This window comes from Stenotrophomonas pavanii (genome assembly GCF_900101175.1).
Classification (GTDB): domain Bacteria; phylum Pseudomonadota; class Gammaproteobacteria; order Xanthomonadales; family Xanthomonadaceae; genus Stenotrophomonas; species Stenotrophomonas pavanii.
Genome location: NZ_FNFQ01000007.1, coordinates 233,987 through 254,595 on the forward strand (window position 1 = coordinate 233,987; position 20,609 = coordinate 254,595).

22 protein-coding genes are annotated in these 20,609 nt (G+C 67.7%); 8 read left to right on the plus strand and 14 right to left on the minus strand.

What is annotated here, in order from left to right:
* Window positions 1-5: 5 nt before the first annotated feature.
* The 10 genes from BLS66_RS13780 to BLS66_RS21000 form a co-directional block, all read right to left on the minus strand.
* On the minus strand, window positions 6-455 hold the full coding sequence (locus BLS66_RS13780) for a DUF6491 family protein (protein WP_049468738.1): 450 nt from the start codon (window positions 453-455) through the stop codon (window positions 6-8).
* A gap of 107 nt (window positions 456-562) precedes the next feature.
* The gene (lolD, locus tag BLS66_RS13785; RefSeq protein ID WP_049407617.1) at window positions 563-1,276 is read right to left on the minus strand and encodes a lipoprotein-releasing ABC transporter ATP-binding protein LolD; all 714 of its coding nucleotides are present in this window, start codon (window positions 1,274-1,276) and stop codon (window positions 563-565) included.
* On the minus strand, window positions 1,269-2,510 hold the full coding sequence (locus BLS66_RS13790; RefSeq protein WP_049468740.1) for a lipoprotein-releasing ABC transporter permease subunit: 1,242 nt from the start codon (window positions 2,508-2,510) through the stop codon (window positions 1,269-1,271). The genes lolD and BLS66_RS13790 overlap by 8 nt, the downstream gene beginning before the upstream one ends.
* A 23-nt stretch (window positions 2,511-2,533) precedes the next feature.
* Window positions 2,534-2,983 (minus strand): hypothetical protein, encoded by a 450-nt coding sequence (locus BLS66_RS13795; RefSeq protein ID WP_074726104.1) that lies wholly within the window; start codon window positions 2,981-2,983, stop codon window positions 2,534-2,536.
* On the minus strand, window positions 2,934-3,182 hold the full coding sequence (locus tag BLS66_RS13800) for an FAD assembly factor SdhE (RefSeq protein ID WP_004153155.1): 249 nt from the start codon (window positions 3,180-3,182) through the stop codon (window positions 2,934-2,936). The genes BLS66_RS13795 and BLS66_RS13800 overlap by 50 nt, the downstream gene beginning before the upstream one ends.
* A 98-nt stretch (window positions 3,183-3,280) precedes the next feature.
* Window positions 3,281-4,066, minus strand: coding sequence for a succinate dehydrogenase iron-sulfur subunit (locus BLS66_RS13805; protein ID WP_005409079.1), 786 nt, complete (start codon window positions 4,064-4,066; stop codon window positions 3,281-3,283).
* 66 nt (window positions 4,067-4,132) lie between these two features.
* Window positions 4,133-5,923 carry a succinate dehydrogenase flavoprotein subunit gene (gene sdhA / locus BLS66_RS13810; protein ID WP_053463388.1) on the minus strand — a complete coding sequence of 597 codons (1,791 nt, stop codon included), beginning with the start codon at window positions 5,921-5,923 and terminating at the stop codon, window positions 4,133-4,135.
* A gap of 31 nt (window positions 5,924-5,954) precedes the next feature.
* On the minus strand, window positions 5,955-6,341 hold the full coding sequence (gene sdhD / locus BLS66_RS13815; protein ID WP_005409077.1) for a succinate dehydrogenase, hydrophobic membrane anchor protein: 387 nt from the start codon (window positions 6,339-6,341) through the stop codon (window positions 5,955-5,957).
* Window positions 6,338-6,730 (minus strand): succinate dehydrogenase, cytochrome b556 subunit, encoded by a 393-nt coding sequence (sdhC, locus tag BLS66_RS13820; protein WP_005416132.1) that lies wholly within the window; start codon window positions 6,728-6,730, stop codon window positions 6,338-6,340. Before sdhC ends, sdhD begins: the two co-directional genes overlap by 4 nt.
* Before the next feature lie 56 nt (window positions 6,731-6,786).
* Window positions 6,787-6,957, minus strand: coding sequence for a DUF1674 domain-containing protein (locus BLS66_RS21000; protein ID WP_074726105.1), 171 nt, complete (start codon window positions 6,955-6,957; stop codon window positions 6,787-6,789).
* A gap of 39 nt (window positions 6,958-6,996) precedes the next feature.
* Here BLS66_RS21000 and ygfZ point away from each other — a divergent pair, with 39 nt between their 5' ends.
* A complete protein-coding gene (gene ygfZ / locus BLS66_RS13830) occupies window positions 6,997-7,869 on the plus strand; it encodes a CAF17-like 4Fe-4S cluster assembly/insertion protein YgfZ (RefSeq protein ID WP_074726106.1) in 873 nt (290 codons plus the stop codon).
* 103 nt (window positions 7,870-7,972) lie between these two features.
* Here ygfZ and BLS66_RS13835 read toward each other — a convergent pair whose 3' ends face one another.
* Complete coding sequence (locus BLS66_RS13835) at window positions 7,973-9,055, minus strand: ABC transporter ATP-binding protein (RefSeq protein ID WP_049468752.1); 1,083 nt, start codon at window positions 9,053-9,055, stop codon at window positions 7,973-7,975.
* A 352-nt stretch (window positions 9,056-9,407) separates the two neighbouring features.
* On the opposite strand from BLS66_RS13835, the gene zwf reads away from it, so the two are divergent.
* From zwf to eda, 5 genes are all read left to right on the plus strand, one after another.
* Entirely contained in the window at window positions 9,408-10,844 is a 1,437-nt protein-coding gene (zwf, locus tag BLS66_RS13840; protein WP_049468754.1) for a glucose-6-phosphate dehydrogenase, read from the plus strand.
* Window positions 10,841-11,848, plus strand: a complete 1,008-nt coding sequence (gene glk, locus BLS66_RS13845; protein WP_049468755.1) for a glucokinase — start codon at window positions 10,841-10,843, stop codon at window positions 11,846-11,848. The genes zwf and glk overlap by 4 nt, the downstream gene beginning before the upstream one ends.
* Complete coding sequence (gene pgl / locus BLS66_RS13850; RefSeq protein WP_049468757.1) at window positions 11,845-12,567, plus strand: 6-phosphogluconolactonase; 723 nt, start codon at window positions 11,845-11,847, stop codon at window positions 12,565-12,567. The genes glk and pgl overlap by 4 nt, the downstream gene beginning before the upstream one ends.
* 58 nt (window positions 12,568-12,625) lie before the next feature.
* The gene (gene edd, locus BLS66_RS13855; RefSeq protein WP_057493830.1) at window positions 12,626-14,542 is read left to right on the plus strand and encodes a phosphogluconate dehydratase; all 1,917 of its coding nucleotides are present in this window, start codon (window positions 12,626-12,628) and stop codon (window positions 14,540-14,542) included.
* Between the two features lie 205 nt (window positions 14,543-14,747).
* On the plus strand, window positions 14,748-15,407 hold the full coding sequence (gene eda, locus BLS66_RS13860; RefSeq protein WP_049468761.1) for a bifunctional 4-hydroxy-2-oxoglutarate aldolase/2-dehydro-3-deoxy-phosphogluconate aldolase: 660 nt from the start codon (window positions 14,748-14,750) through the stop codon (window positions 15,405-15,407).
* 294 nt (window positions 15,408-15,701) lie between these two features.
* On the opposite strand, the gene BLS66_RS13865 is transcribed toward eda, so the two are convergent.
* From BLS66_RS13865 to ispG, 3 genes are all read right to left on the minus strand, one after another.
* Window positions 15,702-16,349 carry a response regulator gene (locus tag BLS66_RS13865; protein ID WP_053506275.1) on the minus strand — a complete coding sequence of 216 codons (648 nt, stop codon included), beginning with the start codon at window positions 16,347-16,349 and terminating at the stop codon, window positions 15,702-15,704.
* A 201-nt stretch (window positions 16,350-16,550) separates the two neighbouring features.
* Window positions 16,551-17,300 (minus strand): phosphatase PAP2 family protein, encoded by a 750-nt coding sequence (locus BLS66_RS13870; protein WP_049468765.1) that lies wholly within the window; start codon window positions 17,298-17,300, stop codon window positions 16,551-16,553.
* A complete protein-coding gene (ispG, locus tag BLS66_RS13875; RefSeq protein ID WP_049468766.1) occupies window positions 17,281-18,546 on the minus strand; it encodes a flavodoxin-dependent (E)-4-hydroxy-3-methylbut-2-enyl-diphosphate synthase in 1,266 nt (421 codons plus the stop codon). The genes BLS66_RS13870 and ispG overlap by 20 nt, the downstream gene beginning before the upstream one ends.
* A 114-nt stretch (window positions 18,547-18,660) precedes the next feature.
* Here ispG and BLS66_RS13880 point away from each other — a divergent pair, with 114 nt between their 5' ends.
* Both BLS66_RS13880 and BLS66_RS13885 read left to right on the plus strand, forming a co-directional pair.
* Entirely contained in the window at window positions 18,661-19,887 is a 1,227-nt protein-coding gene (locus BLS66_RS13880; RefSeq protein ID WP_074726107.1) for an ATP-binding protein, read from the plus strand.
* Window positions 19,884-20,453 carry a response regulator transcription factor gene (locus tag BLS66_RS13885; RefSeq protein WP_049468770.1) on the plus strand — a complete coding sequence of 190 codons (570 nt, stop codon included), beginning with the start codon at window positions 19,884-19,886 and terminating at the stop codon, window positions 20,451-20,453. The genes BLS66_RS13880 and BLS66_RS13885 overlap by 4 nt, the downstream gene beginning before the upstream one ends.
* The last annotated feature ends 156 nt before the right edge of the window (window positions 20,454-20,609 follow it).

Below are 20,609 nucleotides of genomic sequence, written 5' to 3' on the forward strand. Positions count from 1 at the left end.
CCGCGCTAGTTCGTATTTTCCTCGCGCTCCTGCACCTGCGCCTGGCGCAGCTCCTGCTCGGAGGCACGCAGCGCCTTCACATCCAGCTTGCGGATGCTGTGGATGAAGCACGGCATGCGCGGGCCACCGGTCGGGTCACGCACCAGTACCTTGTCGAAGCGCGACGATACCCGGCCCATGCTGCTGGTGAGCCCGATGGCCGTGGCGTAGGGCAGGTCCGGGCACGGGCCGCTCAGTTCCAGCAGGTAGGCCTCGCTCGGCCGGGTCCACACCGCCAGCGCGCTGTCACCCAGTTCGGTCCAGCCATTGAGGCTGCCGAAGAACGGCATGTCATTCTGTGGCGCGCCAGCATGGGCGCGGTACAGGCCGAGCTTTTCGGTGCTGCTGAGCCGGCCGGTGGTCGCACAGGCGGCCAGCGCCAGACAGAGTCCGGCAATCAGGAGCGGGGTCTTCATGGCGATCTCCTAGGGGAACCTGCCGCGATCATGCGCCGGCCGACGTGCGGCCGGCGCGATGGCAGGTATACCCGTTCAGGCACCGGGAGGCGGCCGTTGCCGGGCGCTCAGACGTCGGCGTGGGCGAGCGCGTGCAGGCGGCCTTCGCGCAGCTCCAGCACCCGGTCCAGCCGCCGCGCAAGGCTGCGGTCGTGGGTGACCAGCACGAGGCTGGTGTGACGGGCACGGTTGAGTTCCAGCATCAGCTCGAACACGGTGCCCGCGGTGCGGTCATCCAGGTTGCCGGTCGGCTCGTCGCCGAGCACGCAGGCCGGATGATTGACCAGCGCACGCGCCACGGCTGCTCGCTGGCGTTCGCCGCCGGACAGCTCGCCGGGCTTGTGGTCCAGGCGATGGCCGAGGCCGACCGCTTCCAGCAGCGTGGTGGCCCGGCTGCTCGCTTCGGCCACGGCGGTGCCGGCCAGCAGCACCGGCATCATCACGTTTTCCAGCGCGGTGAACTCCGGCAACAGGTGGTGGAACTGGTAGACGAAGCCCAGCGCCTGGTTGCGCAGCAGGCCACGCGCGGTGTCCGACAGCGCGGACATGCGCTGGCCGGTCACGTACACCTCGCCTGCGGTCGGAACATCCAGCCCCCCCAGCAGGTGCAGCAGCGTGCTCTTGCCGGCGCCGGAGGCACCGATGATCGCCACCGTCTCGCCGGCGGTCACGGTCAGGTCCAGTCCATCGAACACCGGGGTCTGCATGCGCCCTTCGGCGTAGGTCTTGCCCAGTGCTTCGGCGCGGATCACTTCATCGCCACGGTTGAAGACCTTATTCATAACGCAGGGCCTCCGCCGGCTGGGTGCGTGCTGCCCGCCAGGCGGGATACAGGGTGGCCAGGAAGCTCATCAGCAGCGCGACCACGGTGATCGCCACCACGTCGCCTGTCTGCATGTCGGTCGGCAGGCCGGTGATGTAGTACACATCCTCCGGCAACAGCTTGACGTTGAACACGCGCTCGATGGCGCCCAGGATGCGCTCCAGGTTGAGAGTCAGCGTGATGCCGCCGATCAGGCCGGCCAGCGTGCCGAAGATGCCGATCAGCGAACCCTGCACCATGAACACCTGCATCACCCCGCCCGGGGTCAGGCCGAGGGTGCGCAGGATGGCGATGTCGGCCTGCTTGTCGGTCACCAGCATCACCTGCGAGGACACCAGGTTGAAGGCACCCATGGCGATGATCAGCGACAGCAGGATGCCCATCACCACCTTCTCCATGCGCAGCGAGTGGTAGAGGTTGGCGTTCTGCTGGGTCCAGTCACTCACGCGGTAGGCCCCCCCCAGGCTCTGCGCCAGGTCCACGCCCACTTCCAGCGAACGGTCCATGTCGTGCAGTTTCAACCGCACGCCGGTGGCACCATCGCTGCGCAGCACGCGCTCCAGGTCCTGCATGTTGGCGAAGCCGACGCCCCGGTCGACCTCGTTGTAGCCGGCCTCGAAGATGCCACTGACGGTGAAGCGTTTCATCCGTGGCACCGCACCGGCAGGCGTGCCCTGCACTTCGGCAAATGTCACCAGCACCTGGTCACCGACATCGACGCCGAGCCAGATCGCCAGTTCCTTGCCCAGCAGCAGGTTGAAGCTGCCCGGCGTCAGGCTGGCATAGCTGCCCTTGGTGACCTTCTTGTCGATCACCGAAACCTTCGGCTCCAGCGCCGGATCGATGCCCTGGATGATCGCACCCTGCACGCGCGGGCCGCTGATCATCGACTGGATCTCGATGTAAGGCGCGGCACCGGCCACGCGTGGATCCTTGCGGGCCACGTCGACCACGCGCATCCAGTCCGGCATCGGCTCGCCGTCGCGGCTGATGGTGGTGTGCGCGGTCATCTGCAGCAGGCGGCTGCGGATTTCCTTCTGGAATCCGCTCATCACCGCCAGCGTGGTGATCAGCACCGTAACGCCGAGCGCGATGCCCAGGATCGATGCCATCGAGATGAAGGAGATGAAGCCGTTGCGGCGCTTGGCGCGCAGGTAGCGCAGGCCGATGGCCACGGGAATGGGTTTGAACATGCAGGCACGCCGGTCAATTCAGCTTATGGTGCCATTGACCGGGCCCGACGGGAAACGCTGCGTGCGGCCACGGCCAGTCGCAGTTCACGTCGCTGCCCGGAATCGAGCACATCCGGCCAGAACAACAGGCGCTGGCGCCTGCCGCCCTCACGCCAGAGCAACAACAGCCAGGGGCCGCGCACGACCAGCCGCGGCGCATCGATGCCCTGCCCGCCCACCTGCAGTGGCTCGGGAAGCGGCGGAAGAAGCACCTGCACGCGCGGCCTGCGCTGGCGCCAGGCCAGCTCGGCGCCCCCGGCGCCCCACGCCAGCAAAACGGCGGGGATCAGCAGCCGCGGCGGCAGGTCCGATGCGCGCAGCAGCCAGGGCGCGGCCAGCAACACCGCCAGCTGGGCGGCGGCCTGCAGCCGCGAGGGGCGCCACTCAAGGCTTGAGGGCGAGGATCTTCTGCATGAGGGGGATCGCGTGCGCATGCGGGCAGGCCTCGTAGCCCATGAACCAGCGCCACAACTTATCGTCCTCGCAGTCGAGCAGGAACAGGAAAACTTCGCGTTCTTCGGTCGGCGCAGTGCTCCACTCCCGGTCCAGGTAGCGGCCGAACAGCTGGTCCAGTTCGCGCATGCCGCGTCGGCAGCGCCAGCGCAGCTTCTTCAGCAGAACATCTTCTTCCATCGTGTTTCTCCAGATACAGCAAAGCCACGCATGGCGTGGCTCTACTGGGGTGGCACAGCCACGCGTCGCGTGGCTCTACCAGATACCGCCGGGCCTGATCAGGCGCGGCGTTCCATCATCAGCTTCTTGATCTCGGCGATCGCCAGCGCCGGGTTCAGGCCCTTCGGGCAGGTCCGGGCGCAGTTCATGATGGTGTGGCAGCGGTACAGCTTGAACGGGTCTTCCAGATCGTCCAGGCGCGCACCGGTGTCCTCATCACGCGAGTCGATGATCCAGCGGTAGGCCTGCAGCAGGATCGCCGGGCCCAGGTAACGCTCGCCGTTCCACCAGTAGCTCGGGCAGCTGGTCGAGCAGCAGGCGCACAGGATGCACTCGTACAGGCCGTCCAGCTTCTTGCGGTCTTCCGGCGACTGCAGGCGCTCGCGGTCCGGCGGTGCCGGGGTCTGGGTACGGATCCACGGCTTGATCGACGCGTACTGCGCGTAGAAATGGGTCAGGTCCGGAACCAGGTCCTTGACCACGTTCATGTGCGGCAGCGGGTAGATCGGCACTTCCTTCTTGCCACAGTCCGAGATGGCTCGGGTGCAGGCCAGGGTGTTGGTGCCGTCGATGTTCATCGCGCACGAACCACAGATGCCCTCGCGGCACGAGCGGCGGAAGGTCAGGGTCGGGTCGATCTCGTTCTTGATCTTGATCAGGGCGTCCAGGACCATCGGGCCACAGGCATCCAGATCGACTTCATAGGTATCGGTGCGCGGGTTGCTGTCGTCGTCCGGACTCCAGCGGTAGATCTTGAAGGTGCGCACGTTCTTGCCGCCGTTCTTGACGGGGAAGTGCTTGCCCTTCGTGATCTTGGAATTCTTGGGGAGTGAAAACTCGGCCATGGCTGCTCTCGTTGGCTCAGGCGGCCCGCGCCCGTGGGCGCGGATTGCATGGTAGGCGGGGTCGGATCAGTACACGCGCGGCTTCGGCGGCACCACGGACACGTCGTCGGTCAACGTGTACATGTGCACCGGACGGTAGTCGAAGCTGCACTTGCCCTTCTCGTCGACGCTGACCAGGGTGTGCTTCTGCCAGTTGACGTCGTCGCGGTCCGGATAGTCCTCGTGCGCATGCGCACCACGGCTTTCCTTGCGCTGTTCGGCCGAGTTGATCGTCGCCACCGCGTTGAGCAGCAGGTTGTTCAGCTCGTAGGTCTCGATCAGGTCCGAATTCCACACCAGCGAACGGTCGGAGACCTTCACGTCCTGGAACGAGTCGAAGATCTTGTCCATTTTCTCGCAGCCTTCCTTCAGCGTCTGGCTGGTGCGGAAGACCGCCGCGTCGGCCTGCATGGTGCGCTGCATGCGATCGCGGATGACCGAGGTCGGGGTATCGCCGTTGGCGTGGCGCAGCTTGTCCAGCAGGCCCAGCGCCTTGTCGCAGGCATCGGCCGGCAGCGGCTTGTGCGATGCGCCCGGCTTGATGGTCTCGGCGCAGCGGTTGGCCACCGCACGCCCGAACACCACCAGGTCCAGCAGCGAGTTCGAGCCCAGGCGGTTGGCACCGTGCACGGACACGCAGGCCGCTTCGCCGATGGCGTACAGGCCCGGCACGACCGCGTTGTCGTTGTCACCGACCTTCTGCACCACTTCACCGTGGTAGTTGGTCGGGATGCCGCCCATGTTGTAGTGCACGGTCGGGATGACCGGGATCGGCTGCTTGTGCACGTCGACGCCGGCGAAGATGCGGGCGCTTTCGGCAATGCCCGGCAGCTTCTCGTCGATCACGCCCGGGCCCAGGTGGGTCAGGTCGAGCAGGATGTGGTCCTTGTGCTCGCCGACGCCGCGGCCTTCGCGGATCTCGATGGTCATCGAACGGCTGACCACGTCGCGCGACGCCAGGTCCTTGTAATGCGGTGCATAGCGCTCCATGAAGCGCTCGCCGCTGCTGTTGCGCAGGATGCCGCCTTCACCGCGGACACCCTCGGTGATCAGGCAGCCGGCGCCGTAGATGCCGGTCGGATGGAACTGCACGAACTCCATGTCCTGCATGGCGATGCCGGCACGCATGGCCAGGCCGCCACCGTCGCCGGTGCAGGTGTGCGCCGAGGTGGCGCTGAAGTACGCACGGCCGTAACCACCGGTGGCCAGCACCACGCCCTGGGCGCGGAACAGGTGCAGGGTGCCGTCGGACATGTCCAGGGCCAGCACGCCGCGGCAGGCGCCTTCCTCGTCGAAGATCAGGTCGAGCGCGAAGTACTCGATCATGAAGCGCGCGTCGTGCTTCAGCGACTGCTGGTACAGCGTGTGCAGCATCGCGTGGCCGGTACGGTCGGCCGCCGCGCAGGTACGCTGCGCCGCCGGGCCTTCGCCGTACTTGGTGGTCATGCCACCGAAGGGGCGCTGGTAGATCTTGCCTTCGGCAGTGCGCGAGAACGGCACGCCGTAATGTTCGAGTTCGATGATGGCCGGGATGGCCTCACGGCACATGTACTCGATGGCGTCCTGGTCGCCCAGCCAGTCCGACCCCTTGATGGTGTCGAAGAAGTGGTAGCGCCAGTCGTCCTCGCCCATGTTGCCGAGTGCGGCCGAAATACCGCCCTGGGCGGCAACGGTGTGCGAACGGGTCGGGAAGACCTTGGTCAGGCACACGGTCTGCAGGCCCTTGGCGGCCAGGCCGAACGTGGCGCGCAGGCCGGCACCGCCGGCGCCGACCACGACCATGTCGTACTTGTGTTCGGTGATCTTGTAAGCGGACATCTAATCTGGATTCCTGTGTAGGTGCCTGGGCTCAGGCAACGCCGAGGGCGATGCGGCCCACCGCAAACACACTGACGATCATGCCGAGCACGGCGACGAACTTCACCGCGGTCTGCAGCACCAGGGCCAGCAGCGATTCGTGGATGTAGTCTTCCAGCACGACCTGCATGCCGAGCTGCGCGTGCCAGAACATGGCGATCAGCAGGCCGATCAGCGGCACCGCGTTCCACGGCTTGGCCACGGCGGCGGCGGCGGTCGCGTAGTCCGAGCCGAGCAGGCCCAGCACGAAGACCAGGAACCAGATGCCCAGCACCACCAGTGCGGCGGCGGTCAGGCGCTGGTGCACGAAGTGCTCGGTGCCGGTCTTGGCCGAGCCCAGGCCGCGCACGTTCTTCAACGGGGTACGGAACTTGCTCACGCGGCACCTCCGAACATCACATAGGCCCACACCAGCAGGGTGATCACCAGGCTGCCGATGACCGACAGCCAGCTGCTGCGGATGAAGGCGGGGATGCTGAAACCAATGGCGAAGTCCTGCACGACGTGGCGGATGCCATTGCACAGGTGATAGGCGAACGACCATGTCCACGCGAACAGGAACACGCGGCCATACCAGGCCCCGGCATGGCCGGTGAAGCAGTTCCAGGACTCGGGCCCCATCATCAGGGCCAGCAGGCCGGCAGCGATGATGAGGGCACCAACAGACAGAAAGATGCCAGTAGCTCGATGCAGGATCGAGGTGGCCATCTGAATCTGCCAGCGATACACCTGAAGGTGCGGGGAAAGTGGGCGTTGTCTGGTCGCCATTCGCTGGGCTCGTTGTCTCGGCTGGGCGGCACGCGGCCGCGTTGGCTCAATGCTGATCAGAAATCGATGCAGCGTCCGTTTTTCTCCCAATCGCCATACCGCACCGGATCAAGTCCGCCGCGGCCGCCGAATTCCTCCACCTTTTCCTGTTCCACGGGCACGGGTGCCGCAGGGACCAGCGGGGCTTCAGATTCGTCGTCGGGAGTGGGGGTTGTTTGGCCTATCATGTTCGGTCTCGCAACGCACAAATTTTAGACCTCGTTCACGTGCCTGACAACCTGCCCCCTGCTTTCGTCGGATATCCGCGCCTGCCCGGCCACCAGCTGCTGAGCCTGCAGGGCCCGGATGCGGCCGTCTTCGCCCACGCCCAGTTCAGCAGCGATGTCACCGCCCTGCCCCTGCTGCACTGGCAGTGGAGCGCCTGGCTGAGTGCCAAGGGCCGCACCCTGGCGGTGTTCCAGCTGCTCCGGCTGGCCGACGATCACGTGATGCTGGTGCTGGCCGACGGCGATGCCGATGCGATTGCGTCGCAACTGCAGCGCTTCGTGTTCCGGCGCAAGCTGAAGGTGCTGCCGCGCGGCGACCTGGCAGTGGCCGGTGCGTTCACCGCGCCCGAGGCCGCCAGCGGCGCTGCGATCGCGCACGCCGGTGATGGCTGGGAACTGGACCTGGGCAGCGACGCCCTGCCGCGCACGCTGCGCATTGCCGCCGCTGATGCCTTCTCGACCGGCGGCGACGCCGACGAGGCCGCCTTTGCCCTGGCATGGCGCCAGGCCGACCTGCGCTACGGCCTGCCGCGGCTGGAACACAGCCAGCGCGAAGTGTGGACCCCGCAGCAGCTCGGGCTGGACCGGCTGAACGGCTACAGCGTGAAGAAGGGCTGCTACCCGGGGCAGGAAATCGTCGCCCGCACCCATTTCCTCGGCAAGGCCAAGCGTGCAGTGCAGCTGCTGCATACCGCGGCCCCGGCACAGGCGGGCGATGGCGTGCAGCAGAGCGGCGCGACCCTCGGCACGATTGCCAGCGTAGCCGGCGAACTGGCCCTGGCGGTGCTGCCACTGGAGGCTGGCGACGCCGAGCTGCAGGTGGGTGATGCCCTTGCGCAGCGCGTGCCGTTGCTGGATGGCCTGGCCCGCTGAAGCAGTCGGGGACCTGCACGGGTGAGTGCAGGAATGGTAGTGCCGGCCGCTGGCCGGCAACCATGCGGGGTTGAGGTTGCCGGCCAGCGGCCGGCACTACCCCTTACAGGCGCTCGCCGGTTTCCGCGTTGAAGAAATGCAGGCCCTGCGGGTGGATAGCCACCCGGATGTCTTCGCCCACGCCCGGCAGCGACTGCGGCGCCACGCGCATGGTCAGCGCGTGCTGGCCACTGCTCATGTTGACGAAGATCTCGTTGCCGACCGGTTCGATACCTTCAATGCGCGCGATGAACGCATGCGCGTCATCGGCAGCAGCAGGCTGCAGGTGCTCCGGGCGCACACCCACCGCGATCGGCTTCTGCAGCCACGCTGGATCGATCGTGGCCTGTCCCAGCGGCGCGCGCCATTCGCCGTCGACCACGGTCACGCCGCCGGCATCGCCCTGCAGCGTGCCGCGCAGCACGTTCATCGCCGGGCTGCCAAGGAAACCGGCCACGAACAGGTTGGCCGGGCGGTCGTACAGCGCCATCGGCGTATCGATCTGCTGGATGATGCCGTCCTTCAGCACCACGATGCGCTGGCCCAGGGTCATCGCCTCGACCTGGTCGTGGGTCACGTAGATCATGGTGGTGCCCAGCTTGCGGTGCAGCTGCGCGATTTCGGTGCGCACGCTGTGGCGCAGCTTGGCATCGAGGTTGGACAGCGGCTCGTCGAGCAGGAACACCGCCGGCTCGCGCACCAGCGCACGACCCAGCGCCACACGCTGGCGCTGGCCACCGGACATCGCCTTGGGCAGCTTGTCCATCATCTCGGTCAGGCCCAGCGTCTGCGCCGCCTCGGCAATGCGCCTGTCGATGGTCGCCTTGTCATGTCCGCGCAGCTTCAGGCCGAAGGCCAGGTTCTCGGCCACGGTCATGTGCGGGTACAGCGCGTAGCTCTGGAACACCATGGCGATGTCGCGATCCTTCGGCGCCACGTCGTTGACCACGCGATCGCCGATGGTCAGCGTGCCACCGCTGATCTCTTCCAGGCCGGCCACCATCCGCAGCAGCGTCGACTTGCCGCAGCCCGACGGACCGACCAGCACCATCAGTTCGCCATCGGCGACCTCGAAGGTGGCGTCCTTCACCGCGACCTGGCCGTTGTCATAGACCTTGCGCACACCCTGCAACTGCACTTTTGCCATATCACCTATCCGGTCCGCCCGAAGCCGGGCTGTCTTTTGGGACTGCCTCGGCCCTCCCGATGGCAGTGATGATTGCGCGCTTGCCGCATGACGGCGAGCACTGCAATCGAATACAGTTGCCCATTCTGCCATGTAAACGTTTTCACGTGGCACTATCCGATGATCGGTGCGCACCGATCTGCGTCGGCGGTTGAACGAAGGTTCCGCCGAGGTGGTGGTTTCGAATGGAACGGTCTTCCAGTGCACCGGAGAACGCGCCTGACGAACCTCGGACAGGCAGTTGCGCGGATGTCCCCCGAACCCAGCCATGAAGCGATTGACAACGATGTCACCCGGATCTGAAACTCGAGCGATGCACGACACCCTCTTCCTGTTCGGTGCCACAGGTGATCTGGCCCAGCGCTACCTGTTCCCTTCGCTGCTTCGCCTGCTTGGCGACGGCCTGCTGCCGGAGGACTTCCGCATCCGTGCGCTGGCCCTGTCCGGGCATGACACCGAAGCCTTCCATGACATCCTGCGGCCGCGACTGCAGCAGGCCATGCCGATGGCCACGCAGGACGACATCGGCGCCCTGCTGCGCCGCATCGACTACCGCTCGGTGGACCTGCGCGACGTCGACTCGGTCGCCGCCGCGGTCGCCGACCTGGTGCACCGCAAGTGCGTCAGCTACCTGGCCATTCCGCCGGGCCTGTACATCTCCACCTGCGAAGGCCTGGCCAAGGGCGGCGCGCTCGCCGCGCCGGCACGGCTGATGCTGGAGAAGCCGATCGGCAGCGACAGCGAGAGCGCCGAGGAGATCATCAGCACCATCGGCCAGTGGATCGACGAGGACCGCGTGTTCCGCCTCGATCACTACCTGGGCAAGGCCGCGGTGCAGAACCTGATCGCACTGCGCTTCGGCAACACGCTGCTGGAAGCGGTGTGGAACCGCAACTACATCGAATCGGTGCACATCCTGGTGGCCGAGAGCGAGGGCGTGGACGGCCGTGACGCGTACTACGCGCGCTCCGGCGCGCTGCGCGACATGGTGCAGAGCCACATCCTGCAGCTGCTGTGCATGGTCGCGATGGAACCGCCCGCCTCGCTGGAAGCCGACCGGATCCGCGACGAGAAGGTCAAGGTGCTGCGCGCCCTGCGCCCGCTCGATGCCAGGCACGCCGCGCGTGACAGCATCCGCGGCCGCTACACCGCCGGCACCATCAACGGCCAGCCGGCGCAGGCCTACCAGCCGCCGGAAGGCAGCGACGTGGAAACCTTCGCCGGCGTCACCGCGCACATCGACAACTGGCGCTGGAGTGGCGTGCCGTTCCACCTGGTCACCGGCAAGCGCCTGCCCGAGCGCACCACCCGCGTGGTGGTCACGCTGAAGCCGGTCACCCACTGGCTGTTCGAGCGCCCGCAGCGCGCGCAGGCCGCACCGAACCGCCTGGTGTTCCAGCTGCAGCCGCAGGAGAACATCGAACTGGGCCTGATGAGCAGCCTGGCCGGCCCGGAATGGGGCGCGCTGGAACTGCATCCGCTGGAACTGGAACTGTCGGTGCCGACCGGCCTGCACCGCCGCATCGCCTACGAACGCCTGTTCCTGGACGCCTTCAACGGCAACCACACGCTGTTCGTGCGCGACGACGAAGTGCGTGCCGCGTGGGCGTGGATCGACAGCGTCGCCGACGCCTGGAAGGAGGCCAAGCTGCCGCTGGAACCCTATCCCGCCGGCCAGTGGGGCCCGAGCAATGCGGGCGAGTTCCTGCCGCAGGGCGTGGACGCGCCGGACAGTGGAGCGTCGGCATGAGTGCCACCTCGCAGCCGGTGCTGGTTGCCGACATCGGCGGCACCAACGCCCGCTTCGCCCTGGCCGACACCTCGCAGGACGCGCCGCTGCGGAAGGACAGCATCCGCGAATACGCGGTGGCGGAGTTCCCATCGCTCGGTGACGCGGCGCGCCACCACCTGGAACAGATCGGCGCCAGCGCAAGCCGCGGCGTGTTCGCCGTGGCCGGGCGCGTCGATGGTGACGAAGCGCGCATCACCAACCATCCGTGGGTGATCTCGCGCAGCCGTACCGCCGCGATGCTCGGTTTCGACGAGCTGCACCTGATCAACGATTTCGCCGCGCAGGCGATGGCGATTTCGCTGCTTCAGCCCGACGACGTGGTCCAGGTCGGCGGGGCTGCCTGGGTACCGGGCAAGCCCGGCCAGCCACGCAACTACGCGGTGATCGGGCCCGGTACCGGGCTCGGCGTCGGCGGCCTGATCATGCGCCACGGCCGTTGCTATCCGCTGGAAACCGAAGGCGGCCATGTCAGCTTCCCGCCGGGAACCCCGGAAGAGATCCGCATCCTGGAGATCCTGTCCGAGCAGTTCGGCCGCGTCTCCAACGAGCGCCTGATCTGTGGCCCCGGCCTGGTCAACATCCATCGCGCGGTGTGCGAGATGGCTGGCATCGACCCCGGCCAGCTGCAGCCGGTGGACGTGACCGCCCGCGCCCTGCACGGTGATCCCCAGGCCATGCGCACCGTGGATGTGTTCTGTGCCGTGTTCGGTGCCATCGCCGGCGACCTGGTGTTGACCCAGGGCGCGTGGGATGGCGTGTTCCTGACCGGCGGCCTGACCCCGAAGATGCTCGATTCGCTGCAGCACTCCGGCTTCCGCCAGCGCTTCGAGCACAAGGGCCGGTTCTCTTCCATCATGGCGCGGGTTCCTTCGCTGGCCGTGATGCATCCGCATGCCGGGTTGCTGGGCGCCGCTGCCTATGCCGCCGACGCCGAACGTGACGCACCAGGAGTTGCCGCATGACCCCTACCCTCCACGACGACCGCATCGAGTTCATCCCGCACGGCGATGCCGATGGCTGGATCGAGGCGGTGGCCGCCGAGATGGCGCAGACGCTCAACCACGACATCAACGAGGTGGGGCGCGCCCGCATCCTGCTGTCCGGCGGCACCACGCCGGCGCCGGTCTACCAGGCGCTGGCCGAGCTGGACGTGCACTGGGACCGGGTGGAAGTGAGCCTGGCCGACGAACGCTGGCTGTCGCCACAGGATCGCGACAGCAACGCCTGGCTGGTGCGCGAAAACCTGCTCAAGCGTGCCGAGGGCGCCCACTTCGATCCGCTGGTGCGGATCGGCAAGCCGCTGCCCGAATGCGTATACACCGCCAACCTGCAGGCCCAGCACAGCCAGCCGCCGAGCCTGGTGGCACTGGGCATGGGCAACGACGGCCACACCGCCTCGCTGTTCCCGGGCTCGAAGGACCTGGCCCGCGCACTGGAAAGCACCCTGCCCTATGCCGCGCTGGACGCCACCGGCTGCCCCGGGGCGAACCAGTGGCCACTGCGCATCACCCTGACCCCGCATGGCCTGCGCCAGTGCCGCCAGCGCCTGCTGCTGCTGCGGGGAAAGCAGAAGCTGCAGGTGCTGCGCCAGGCGCTGGACAGCAACGACGCCCAGCAGTACCCGATCCTCAATGCGATCAACCTGGACGGCGCGCGCCTGCGCGTCCACTGGGCTGATTGACGTCGGCGGCGGTGCCCTGCCGCCGCTTGCCTCTCGCCACCTCGAACGCCGGTAGCCAATGAGCCTCCATCCGCAACTGCAAGCCATCACTGAGCGCGTCATCCGCCGCAGCGCCGCCTCGCGCGCCGCCTACCTGGCCGCGATCGACGCCTCGCTGCGTGACGGCCCGTTCCGCAGCCGCCTGAGCTGCGGCAACCTCGCCCACGGGTTCGCCGCCTGTGGCGGCACCGACAAGAGCCGCCTGCGCGGCGGGGTGACACCGAACCTCGGCATCATCACCGCCTACAACGACATGCTGTCGGCGCACCAGCCGTTCGAGACCTATCCCGGACAGATCCGTGAGATCGCCCGCGAGCTGGGGGCCACCGCGCAGGTGGCCGGCGGCGTGCCGGCGATGTGCGACGGCGTTACCCAGGGCCGCGGCGGCATGGAACTGTCGCTGTTCTCGCGCGATGTGATCGCGCAGGCCACCGCGATCGGGCTCAGCCACGACATGTTCGACAGCACCGTCTACCTCGGTGTCTGCGACAAGATCGTGCCGGGCCTGCTGATCGGTGCGCTGGCCTTCGGCCACCTGCCGGCGGTGTTCGTACCGGCCGGCCCGATGACCCCGGGCATCCCCAACAAGCAGAAGGCCGAGGTACGCGAGCGCTACGCCGCAGGTGAAGCCACCCGCGAAGAGCTGCTGGAAGCGGAATCTGCGTCGTACCACGGCGCCGGCACCTGCACCTTCTATGGCACGGCCAACTCCAACCAGGTGCTGCTGGAGGCGATGGGCGTGCAGCTGCCGGGGGCGTCGTTCGTCAATCCGGGCACGCCGCTGCGCGATGCGCTGACCCGCGAAGCCACCGAGCGCGCACTGGAGATCACTGCGCTGGGGGATGACTTCCGCCCACTGGGCCGGATCATCGACGAGCGCGCGATCATCAATGCGGTCATCGCGCTGATGGCCACCGGCGGTTCGACCAACCACACCATCCACTGGATCGCGGTGGCGCGAGCGGCAGGCATCGTACTGACCTGGGATGACTTCGACGAACTGTCGCAGCTGATCCCGCTGCTGGCCCGCGTCTATCCGAACGGCGAGGCCGACGTGAACCGTTTCGCGGCCGCCGGCGGCCCGGCGTTCGTGTTCGGCGAGCTGATCAAGGCGGGCCTGATGCACGGTGACCTGGTCAGCGTCGCGCGTGGCGGCATGGCCGACTATGCGCGCGAGCCGCAACTGCGCGACGGCCAGCTGGTCTATCTGCCGGGCCTGGAACGCAGCGCCGATGACGAGGTGGTGCGCGGCGTCGACAACCCGTTCGAGCACCAGGGTGGCCTGCGCCTGCTGCGCGGCAACCTGGGCAAGTCGCTGATCAAGCTGTCGGCGGTGAAGCCGCAGTACCGCACGATCGAGGCACCGGCGGTGGTGGTCGATGCGCCGCAGGTGCTGAACAAGCTGCATGCCGGTGGCCTGCTGCCGCAGGACTTCGTGGCGGTGGTGCGCTACCAGGGGCCGCGCGCCAACGGCATGCCGGAGCTGCATTCGCTGGCGCCGCTGCTGGGGCTGCTGCAGAACCAGGGCCGGCGCGTGGCGCTGGTCACCGACGGCCGCCTGTCCGGCGCCTCGGGCAAGATCCCGGCGGCCATCCACGTGACGCCGGAAGCCGCGCGTGGCGGTCCGCTGGCCAAGGTCCGCGAGGGCGACATGATCCGCCTCGATGGCGAAGCCGGCACCCTGGAGGTGCTGGTGGATGCGGCGGAGTGGGCGGCACGGCCACTGGCGCCGAACACCGCACCGGCGGCACATGACCTGGGCCGCAATCTGTTCGCGGTCAACCGGCGCGTGGTGGGGCCGGCCGACCAGGGCGCGATTTCGATTTCGTGCGGTCCGGCGGCGGCCGATGGCGGGCCGTGGGAATACGACGCGGAGTACGAGCTGGGGCACGATGCCGCAGCGGCGGCGGCGCCGCATGAGGCAAAGGACGCCTGAAGCAAAAAGCCGCGGCAGGCTTCCCGGCTTGGGCAGTAGAGCGCCCTGGCCGGGACACGCCGTTAACCCATCCATGGGGGCTCGGTCGCGGCATCCATGCCGCTCACGGTCCCGGCCAGGGCGCTCTACTGCCCTTGGACAATTCCCGGCGCGTCATTTGCGCTGCGGCCACTGAATCAAGAAGAGCAAAGGCAAGGGCAAAAGCATGGGTATCGAACAACATCAGGTGAAGGCGGCGGAGCTGTTGCATGCGGCGGGCATCCTGCCGGTGGTGACGGTTCATACGCTGGACCAGGCGCGTGCGGTCAGTGCGGCGTTGCTGGAAGGTGGCCTGCCGGCGATCGAGTTGACGCTGCGTACGCCAGTGGCGATGGACGCGCTGGCGATGCTCAAGCGCGAGCTGCCGGACGTGGTGGTGGGTGCCGGCACGGTGCTGACCGTGGAGCAGATGCAGCAGTCGATCGATGCAGGTGCAGACTTCCTGGTGACCCCGGGTACGCCGCCGGCCTTGGCCGATGCGCTGGCGGCTGCACCGCTGCCGGTGGTGCCGGGTGCGGCCACGCCGACCGAACTGCTGTCGCTGTATGCGCGTGGCTTCCGCGTGTGCAAGCTGTTCCCGGCCACCGCCGTGGGCGGGCTGGCGATGATCAAGGGACTGGCCGGCCCGGTGGCGGACCTCAAGCTGTGCCCGACCGGCGGCATCACCGAGAACACCGCCGCCGAGTACCTCGAGCAGAAGAACGTCGTCTGCATCGGGGGTTCGTGGATGGTACCGGGCAACTGGATCGCCGACGGCCAGTGGGACAAGGTGCGCGCCAGCGCTGCCGACGCCGCGAAGATCATCAAGCGCGTACGCGGCCACTGACATGAAGATCGGGGTCAGAGCCCTTTCCCGCCGGGAAAGGATCCGACCCCAGGCTGCGAGCGCGCGCAGCGCGCGACCCGCTCCTGCTCTTCCTTCTTCGTTCCGCGGTGGCGGCGCACGGAACCTGTCCGTGGCCCTGCGGAGGGATTGCGCAGGGGCGTAAGCGCCATGGATGGCGCGCCCGAGCCTCCAGGGATGGATTCACGGCGTCCCCTGCGCGGTCCCTCCGCAGGGCCAACCCCACAAATCCAACCGCACCACCACCGCGAGGGGCTCAGCCGTTGGCCGAATCCCTTACAACGGCCGTGCCGGATCCACCAGGCCGTACTGGCTGGCCATGCGCGCCAGTGCGATGTTGTCGTGGATCCCCATCTTCTCGAACAGTCGCGCCTTGTGCGTGTTCACCGTCTTCGCACTCAGGCTCAGGCGCCGCGCGATGTCTTCCTGGCGCAGGCCCTGGGTCAGCAGCAATGCAACCTCCAGTTCGCGCGGCGACAGGTTGTCGAACGGCGAACCGTTGCCCTCCACGGTCGACAGGGCCAGGTTCTGCGCGATGCTGGTGCCCAGGTAGCGCCGGCCCATGGCCACATCGCGCACCGCGCGCAGCAGCTCCTGTGCATCGCAGCCCTTGCCGATGTAGCCCGCAGCGCCCGCTTCGAGCAGACGCTTCGGCAGCGGACCGTCTTCCAGCACCGACACGATCACCACGCGGGTGTTGCGGTGGCTGCGGACGATACGCTCGGTCACCTCCATGCCACTCACGCCGGGCAGGTGCAGGTCGCACAGCACCACGTCAGGCAGCAGCTGGCGGACGTCACGCAGCGCGTCTTCGCCGGTCTCGGCTTCGCCCACCACCTCGATGTCGGTCTCCCCCGACAGGATCATCTTCATCCCGGTCCGGACCAGCGCGTGGTCATCCACCAGGTAGACTCGAATCGTCATCCACGTACCTCTTCGAATGCGGCCATTGCAGGTCAAGCTAGGCAGGGCACCGATACCCCTGCAAGCGCGTTCGGGAAGCGAACCGGGCATTCTGCCTTGCGCATCACAGTACCGCGCGTTGTGCTTGTCCCCTGTCTTGCAGAACCTGCAGTAACGAAACAACTGATCTATTACGTAGACGCCCCGGAGGGGTCATCCACGTCAATCCCCCTGTGGTGATGCTTCGCTGGCCGTCGCTGGCGGCGAATCGTGACGTCGCCAAGGATGCCGGCGACTGAACATGACCAGATAGCACCCTACCACCCAAACCAGCGCCGCACACCATCCGGCCAGGATGTCCGAGGGGTAATGGACCCCCAGATAGACCCGGGAGACGCTGACCAGCAGGCTGAACGCGGGCGCCAGCAGCAGCACCGGCCAGCGCCAGCGGGTGTTCCAGGCCAGCAGCACCAGGGTCGCAGCCAGGGTCATCGAGCCCATCGCGTGGCCGCTGGGGAAGCTGAACGTCGATTCGGGCGCGATCGATTCCCACAGGCTGGGCCGTTCGCGCTGGAAGAACTGCTTGCTGCCCATGTTCAGCAGCGCCGAGCCCACGAAGCTGACCGCCACGAACGTGGCCTCCCGCCACCGCCGACAGGCCAGCAGCACGCCGATGATCAGCACGTCGGCCGGAATCAGGAACCATTCGTAGCCCAGCCTGGAAATGAGCACGAAAAAGCGGTCCAGCAGCGGCGAATGCAGGCCATGCATCTGCCACAGCAGCGGCGCATCGAAATGGAACGATTCAAACTCGTGGACTTCGTCGGCCAGGGCGACGAAGCCGGCCAGCGGCAGCAGCACGCCACCGAACAGCAGCACCAGGCGCCACGCATTGCGCGCCATCCAGTGGCGGAAGCCGGAGGCGGACTCCGGCGCGGCGAGGATCGCAGGCTTATCCGGCGCTTCGGACATACGTGCGTTCGACGTAATCGTCGATCAGGGCGACGAACTCCTGGGCGATGTTGTCGCCGCGCAGGGTCACCTTCTTCTCGCCATCGACGAACACCGGCGCCGCCGGCGTTTCACCCGTGCCCGGCAGCGAGATGCCGATGTTGGCATGGCGCGACTCGCCCGGCCCGTTGACGATGCAGCCCATCACCGCCAAGGTCATGTTCTCCGCCCCCGGATGATGGACCTTCCACAGCGGCATCTTCTCGCGCACGTGGTTCTGCACCACCTTGGCCAGTTCCTGGAAGAACTCGGAAGTGGTGCGGCCGCAACCGGGGCAGGCGGTGACCAGCGGCGTGAAAGCGCGCTGGCCAGTGGTCTGCAGCAGTTCCTGGGCGACGATCACCTCCTGCGTGCGCGACTGGCCCGGCTCCGGGGTCAGCGAGATGCGGATGGTGTCGCCGATGCCTTCCTGCAGCAGCACGCCCAGCGCCGCCGACGAGGCGACGATGCCCTTGCTGCCGATACCGGCTTCGGTCAGGCCCAGGTGCAGGGCGAAGTCGGAGCGCTGGGCCAGGTCGCGGTACACCGCGATCAGTTCCTGCACGCCGCTGACCTTGGCCGACAGCACGATGCGGTCGCGCGGCAGGCCCAGCTCCACCGCCTGCTCGGCCGAATCCAGCGCCGAACGGATCAGCGCCTCGCGCAGCACGCGACCGGCATCCCAGGGCTGCGCGCGCAGGTTGTTCTCGTCCATCAGCTTCGCTGCCAGGGCCTGGTCCAGCGACCCCCAGTTGGCGCCGATGCGTACCGGCTTGTTGTAGCGGATCGCGAACTCGATCAACTGGGCGAACTGCAGGTCCTTCTTCTTGCCGAAGCCGACGTTGCCCGGGTTGATGCGGTACTTGGCCAGCGCCTCGGCACACGCCGGTTCGGCGGTCAGCAGCTGGTGGCCGTTGTAATGGAAGTCACCGATCAGCGGCACATCGATGCCCATCATCGCCAGCTTGTCGACGATGCGCGGGATCGCCGCAGCCGCCTCCACGGTATTGACGGTCAACCGCACCATCTCCGAGCCGGCACGCCACAACTCGGCCACCTGCTTCACGCTGGAGGCCACGTCGGAGGTATCGGTGTTGGTCATCGACTGCACCACCACCGGCTTGCCTCCGCCTACAGTGACCCCGCCGATCTGGACGGCATGGGTCTGGCGACGGGGCCAGGCGGTGGCATCGGAAGGGGGAGTCGGGCGGGTGACGGCGTCGTGCATGCGGGCATTCTAGCGCCCGGCCCTGCATTCCGGGTGACTCGCATTCAGCCGGCGGCACGGCTGCGGCCGATTGTCGCAGGCACGTGCACGCCTGAACGCATACGATGGGCATGCATGACCGGTCCCGACGCCCCGTTTCTCCGCACCCTGTGCAGCCTGCGCTGGCTTGCCGTAGGTGGCCAGGCCGCCACCATCCTGGTTGCCACCTGGGTGCTGGGCCTGCCGTTGCCGCAGCAGCCGTTGTGGGCCGGTGTGGCCGTGCTTGCCCTGTTCAACATCTACACCCAGTTGCGCCCGGAAGCGGCCGACACCGCGCCGCTGACCGCATTCGGCCACATCCTGGTGGACGTGATCATCCTGACCTGGATGGTGGGCTGGAGTGGCGGCATGGCCAACCCGTTCAGTTCGCTGTTCCTGATCCTGATCGCGCTGGCGGCGTTCGCCCTGCCCCTGCGCTGGGCACTGGCGGTCGCCCTGGCCTGCCTGCTCGGTTACGCCGCCAGCGGCATCTTCGGCCAGCCGCTGCCGGATGGCTATTTCCGCGCGCAGGACCTCAACCGCTGGGGCGTGGTCGCCAACTTCCTGATCTCCGCTGCGGTGGTGCTGACCTTCTCCACCCGGCTGGCGCTGGCGCTGCGCCAGCGCGAACTGGAACTGTCGGCGCTGCGCGAGCGCTTCGCCCGCAACGAAGGCATCGTCGCCCTGGCCACCCATGCCGCCTCGGTGGCACATGAACTGAACACGCCACTGGCGACCATGACCCTGCTCGCCGATGACGTCGCCGAGCGCAGCGAAGAGCCGGAAGTGCGCGAGGACATGGAAACCCTGCGCGAGCTGCTGGTGCAGTGCCGCGAGCGCGTGCTGGCACTGGCTGCGCCGGCGTCGACCGATGCACCGGGTCGCAGCCACTCCAGCGCCCAACAGGTGCTGGAGCAATGGCGCCTGGTGCGGCCCACCATCGACCTGCATCGCAACGACGATGCGCCGCTGCGGCTGCCACTCGACCCGGGCGTGGGCCACCTGCTGATGGTCCTGCTCAACAATGCCGCCGATGCCGGCGAACAGGCCGGCCGGCCGCGCGTGGACCTGGACCTGCGCATCGAAGGCGACGACCTGATCGGCGAAGTACGCGATTACGGCCATGGCTTCGACGCCCGTGCCGCCGTGCTGCCGGGCCGGCTGTTCGGCAGCAGCAAGAGTGAGGGCATGGGCGTCGGCCTGGCCCTGTCCCATGCCACCATCGAACGCCTCGACGGCGAGATGTGGATGCGCCCGGCCCAGGGGGCCGGCAGCCGCGTCGGCTTCCGCCTGCCGCTGGCCCCACGCGAGGACACCCCATGAGCCTTCATCCCTCCCCCCAGGGCCTGCTGGTCGACGACGACGAGCTGTACCTGCGCACCCTGCAACGCAGCCTGGCCCGCAAGGGGCTTGAAACGCAGACCGCACAGGATGCGGCCAGCGCGCTGGCGCTCGCGCGCCAGCATCCGCCGGCGTTCGCGCTGATCGACCTGAAACTGGGCAGCGACTCGGGCCTGGCGCTGATCCAGCCGCTGCGCGCCCTGCGAGCCGACATGCGCATCCTGCTGGTGACCGGTTATGCCAGCATCGCCACCGCGGTGGAGGCGATCAAGCTGGGTGCGGATGATTACCTGCCGAAACCGGCCACGGTGCCGATGATCCTGCGCGCGCTGGGCGAAGAGGACGACGGCCCGGCCGACGATGGCGAAATGGAAGTGCCGGACGCGATGACGCCGATCAGCCGCCTGCAGTGGGAACACATCCAGCAGGCGATGCACGAAACCGGCGGCAATGTCTCGGCCGCCGCGCGCCTGCTCGGCATGCACCGGCGTTCGCTGCAGCGCAAGCTGGCCAAGCGGCCCAGTCCGGAACGCGACCCGAGCAGGTGAGGCGGTAGTGCCGGCCGCTGGCCGGCAGCCTCATGAACGATTGAAGCATCACCTGGATGCCGGCCAGCGGCCGGCACTACCAGGGCATCAGCGCTTCAGCTGCGCCAGGATCTCGCGGGTCAGCGCACCCAGCGCCTGCGCGGCAGCGCGTCGAGT

Excerpts from the sequence above, each read along its gene's own strand:
- BLS66_RS13780 (WP_049468738.1), bottom strand. The coding sequence starts at position 455 with ATGAAGACCCCGCTCCTGATTGCCGGACTCTGTCTGGCGCTGGCCGCC.
- lolD (WP_049407617.1), bottom strand. The coding sequence starts at position 1,276 with ATGAATAAGGTCTTCAACCGTGGCGATGAAGTGATCCGCGCCGAAGCA.
- BLS66_RS13790 (WP_049468740.1), bottom strand. The coding sequence starts at position 2,510 with ATGTTCAAACCCATTCCCGTGGCCATCGGCCTGCGCTACCTGCGCGCC.
- BLS66_RS13795 (WP_074726104.1), bottom strand. The coding sequence starts at position 2,983 with ATGCGCACGCGATCCCCCTCATGCAGAAGATCCTCGCCCTCAAGCCTT.
- BLS66_RS13800 (WP_004153155.1), bottom strand. The coding sequence starts at position 3,182 with ATGGAAGAAGATGTTCTGCTGAAGAAGCTGCGCTGGCGCTGCCGACGC.
- BLS66_RS13805 (WP_005409079.1), bottom strand. The coding sequence starts at position 4,066 with ATGGCCGAGTTTTCACTCCCCAAGAATTCCAAGATCACGAAGGGCAAG.
- sdhA (WP_053463388.1), bottom strand. The coding sequence starts at position 5,923 with ATGTCCGCTTACAAGATCACCGAACACAAGTACGACATGGTCGTGGTC.
- sdhC (WP_005416132.1), bottom strand. The coding sequence starts at position 6,730 with ATGGCGACCAGACAACGCCCACTTTCCCCGCACCTTCAGGTGTATCGC.
- BLS66_RS21000 (WP_074726105.1), bottom strand. The coding sequence starts at position 6,957 with ATGATAGGCCAAACAACCCCCACTCCCGACGACGAATCTGAAGCCCCG.
- BLS66_RS13835 (WP_049468752.1), bottom strand. The coding sequence starts at position 9,055 with ATGGCAAAAGTGCAGTTGCAGGGTGTGCGCAAGGTCTATGACAACGGC.
- zwf (WP_049468754.1), top strand. The coding sequence starts at position 9,408 with ATGCACGACACCCTCTTCCTGTTCGGTGCCACAGGTGATCTGGCCCAG.
- glk (WP_049468755.1), top strand. The coding sequence starts at position 10,841 with ATGAGTGCCACCTCGCAGCCGGTGCTGGTTGCCGACATCGGCGGCACC.
- pgl (WP_049468757.1), top strand. The coding sequence starts at position 11,845 with ATGACCCCTACCCTCCACGACGACCGCATCGAGTTCATCCCGCACGGC.
- edd (WP_057493830.1), top strand. The coding sequence starts at position 12,626 with ATGAGCCTCCATCCGCAACTGCAAGCCATCACTGAGCGCGTCATCCGC.
- eda (WP_049468761.1), top strand. The coding sequence starts at position 14,748 with ATGGGTATCGAACAACATCAGGTGAAGGCGGCGGAGCTGTTGCATGCG.
- BLS66_RS13865 (WP_053506275.1), bottom strand. The coding sequence starts at position 16,349 with ATGACGATTCGAGTCTACCTGGTGGATGACCACGCGCTGGTCCGGACC.
- BLS66_RS13870 (WP_049468765.1), bottom strand. The coding sequence starts at position 17,300 with ATGTCCGAAGCGCCGGATAAGCCTGCGATCCTCGCCGCGCCGGAGTCC.
- ispG (WP_049468766.1), bottom strand. The coding sequence starts at position 18,546 with ATGCACGACGCCGTCACCCGCCCGACTCCCCCTTCCGATGCCACCGCC.
- BLS66_RS13880 (WP_074726107.1), top strand. The coding sequence starts at position 18,661 with ATGACCGGTCCCGACGCCCCGTTTCTCCGCACCCTGTGCAGCCTGCGC.
- BLS66_RS13885 (WP_049468770.1), top strand. The coding sequence starts at position 19,884 with ATGAGCCTTCATCCCTCCCCCCAGGGCCTGCTGGTCGACGACGACGAG.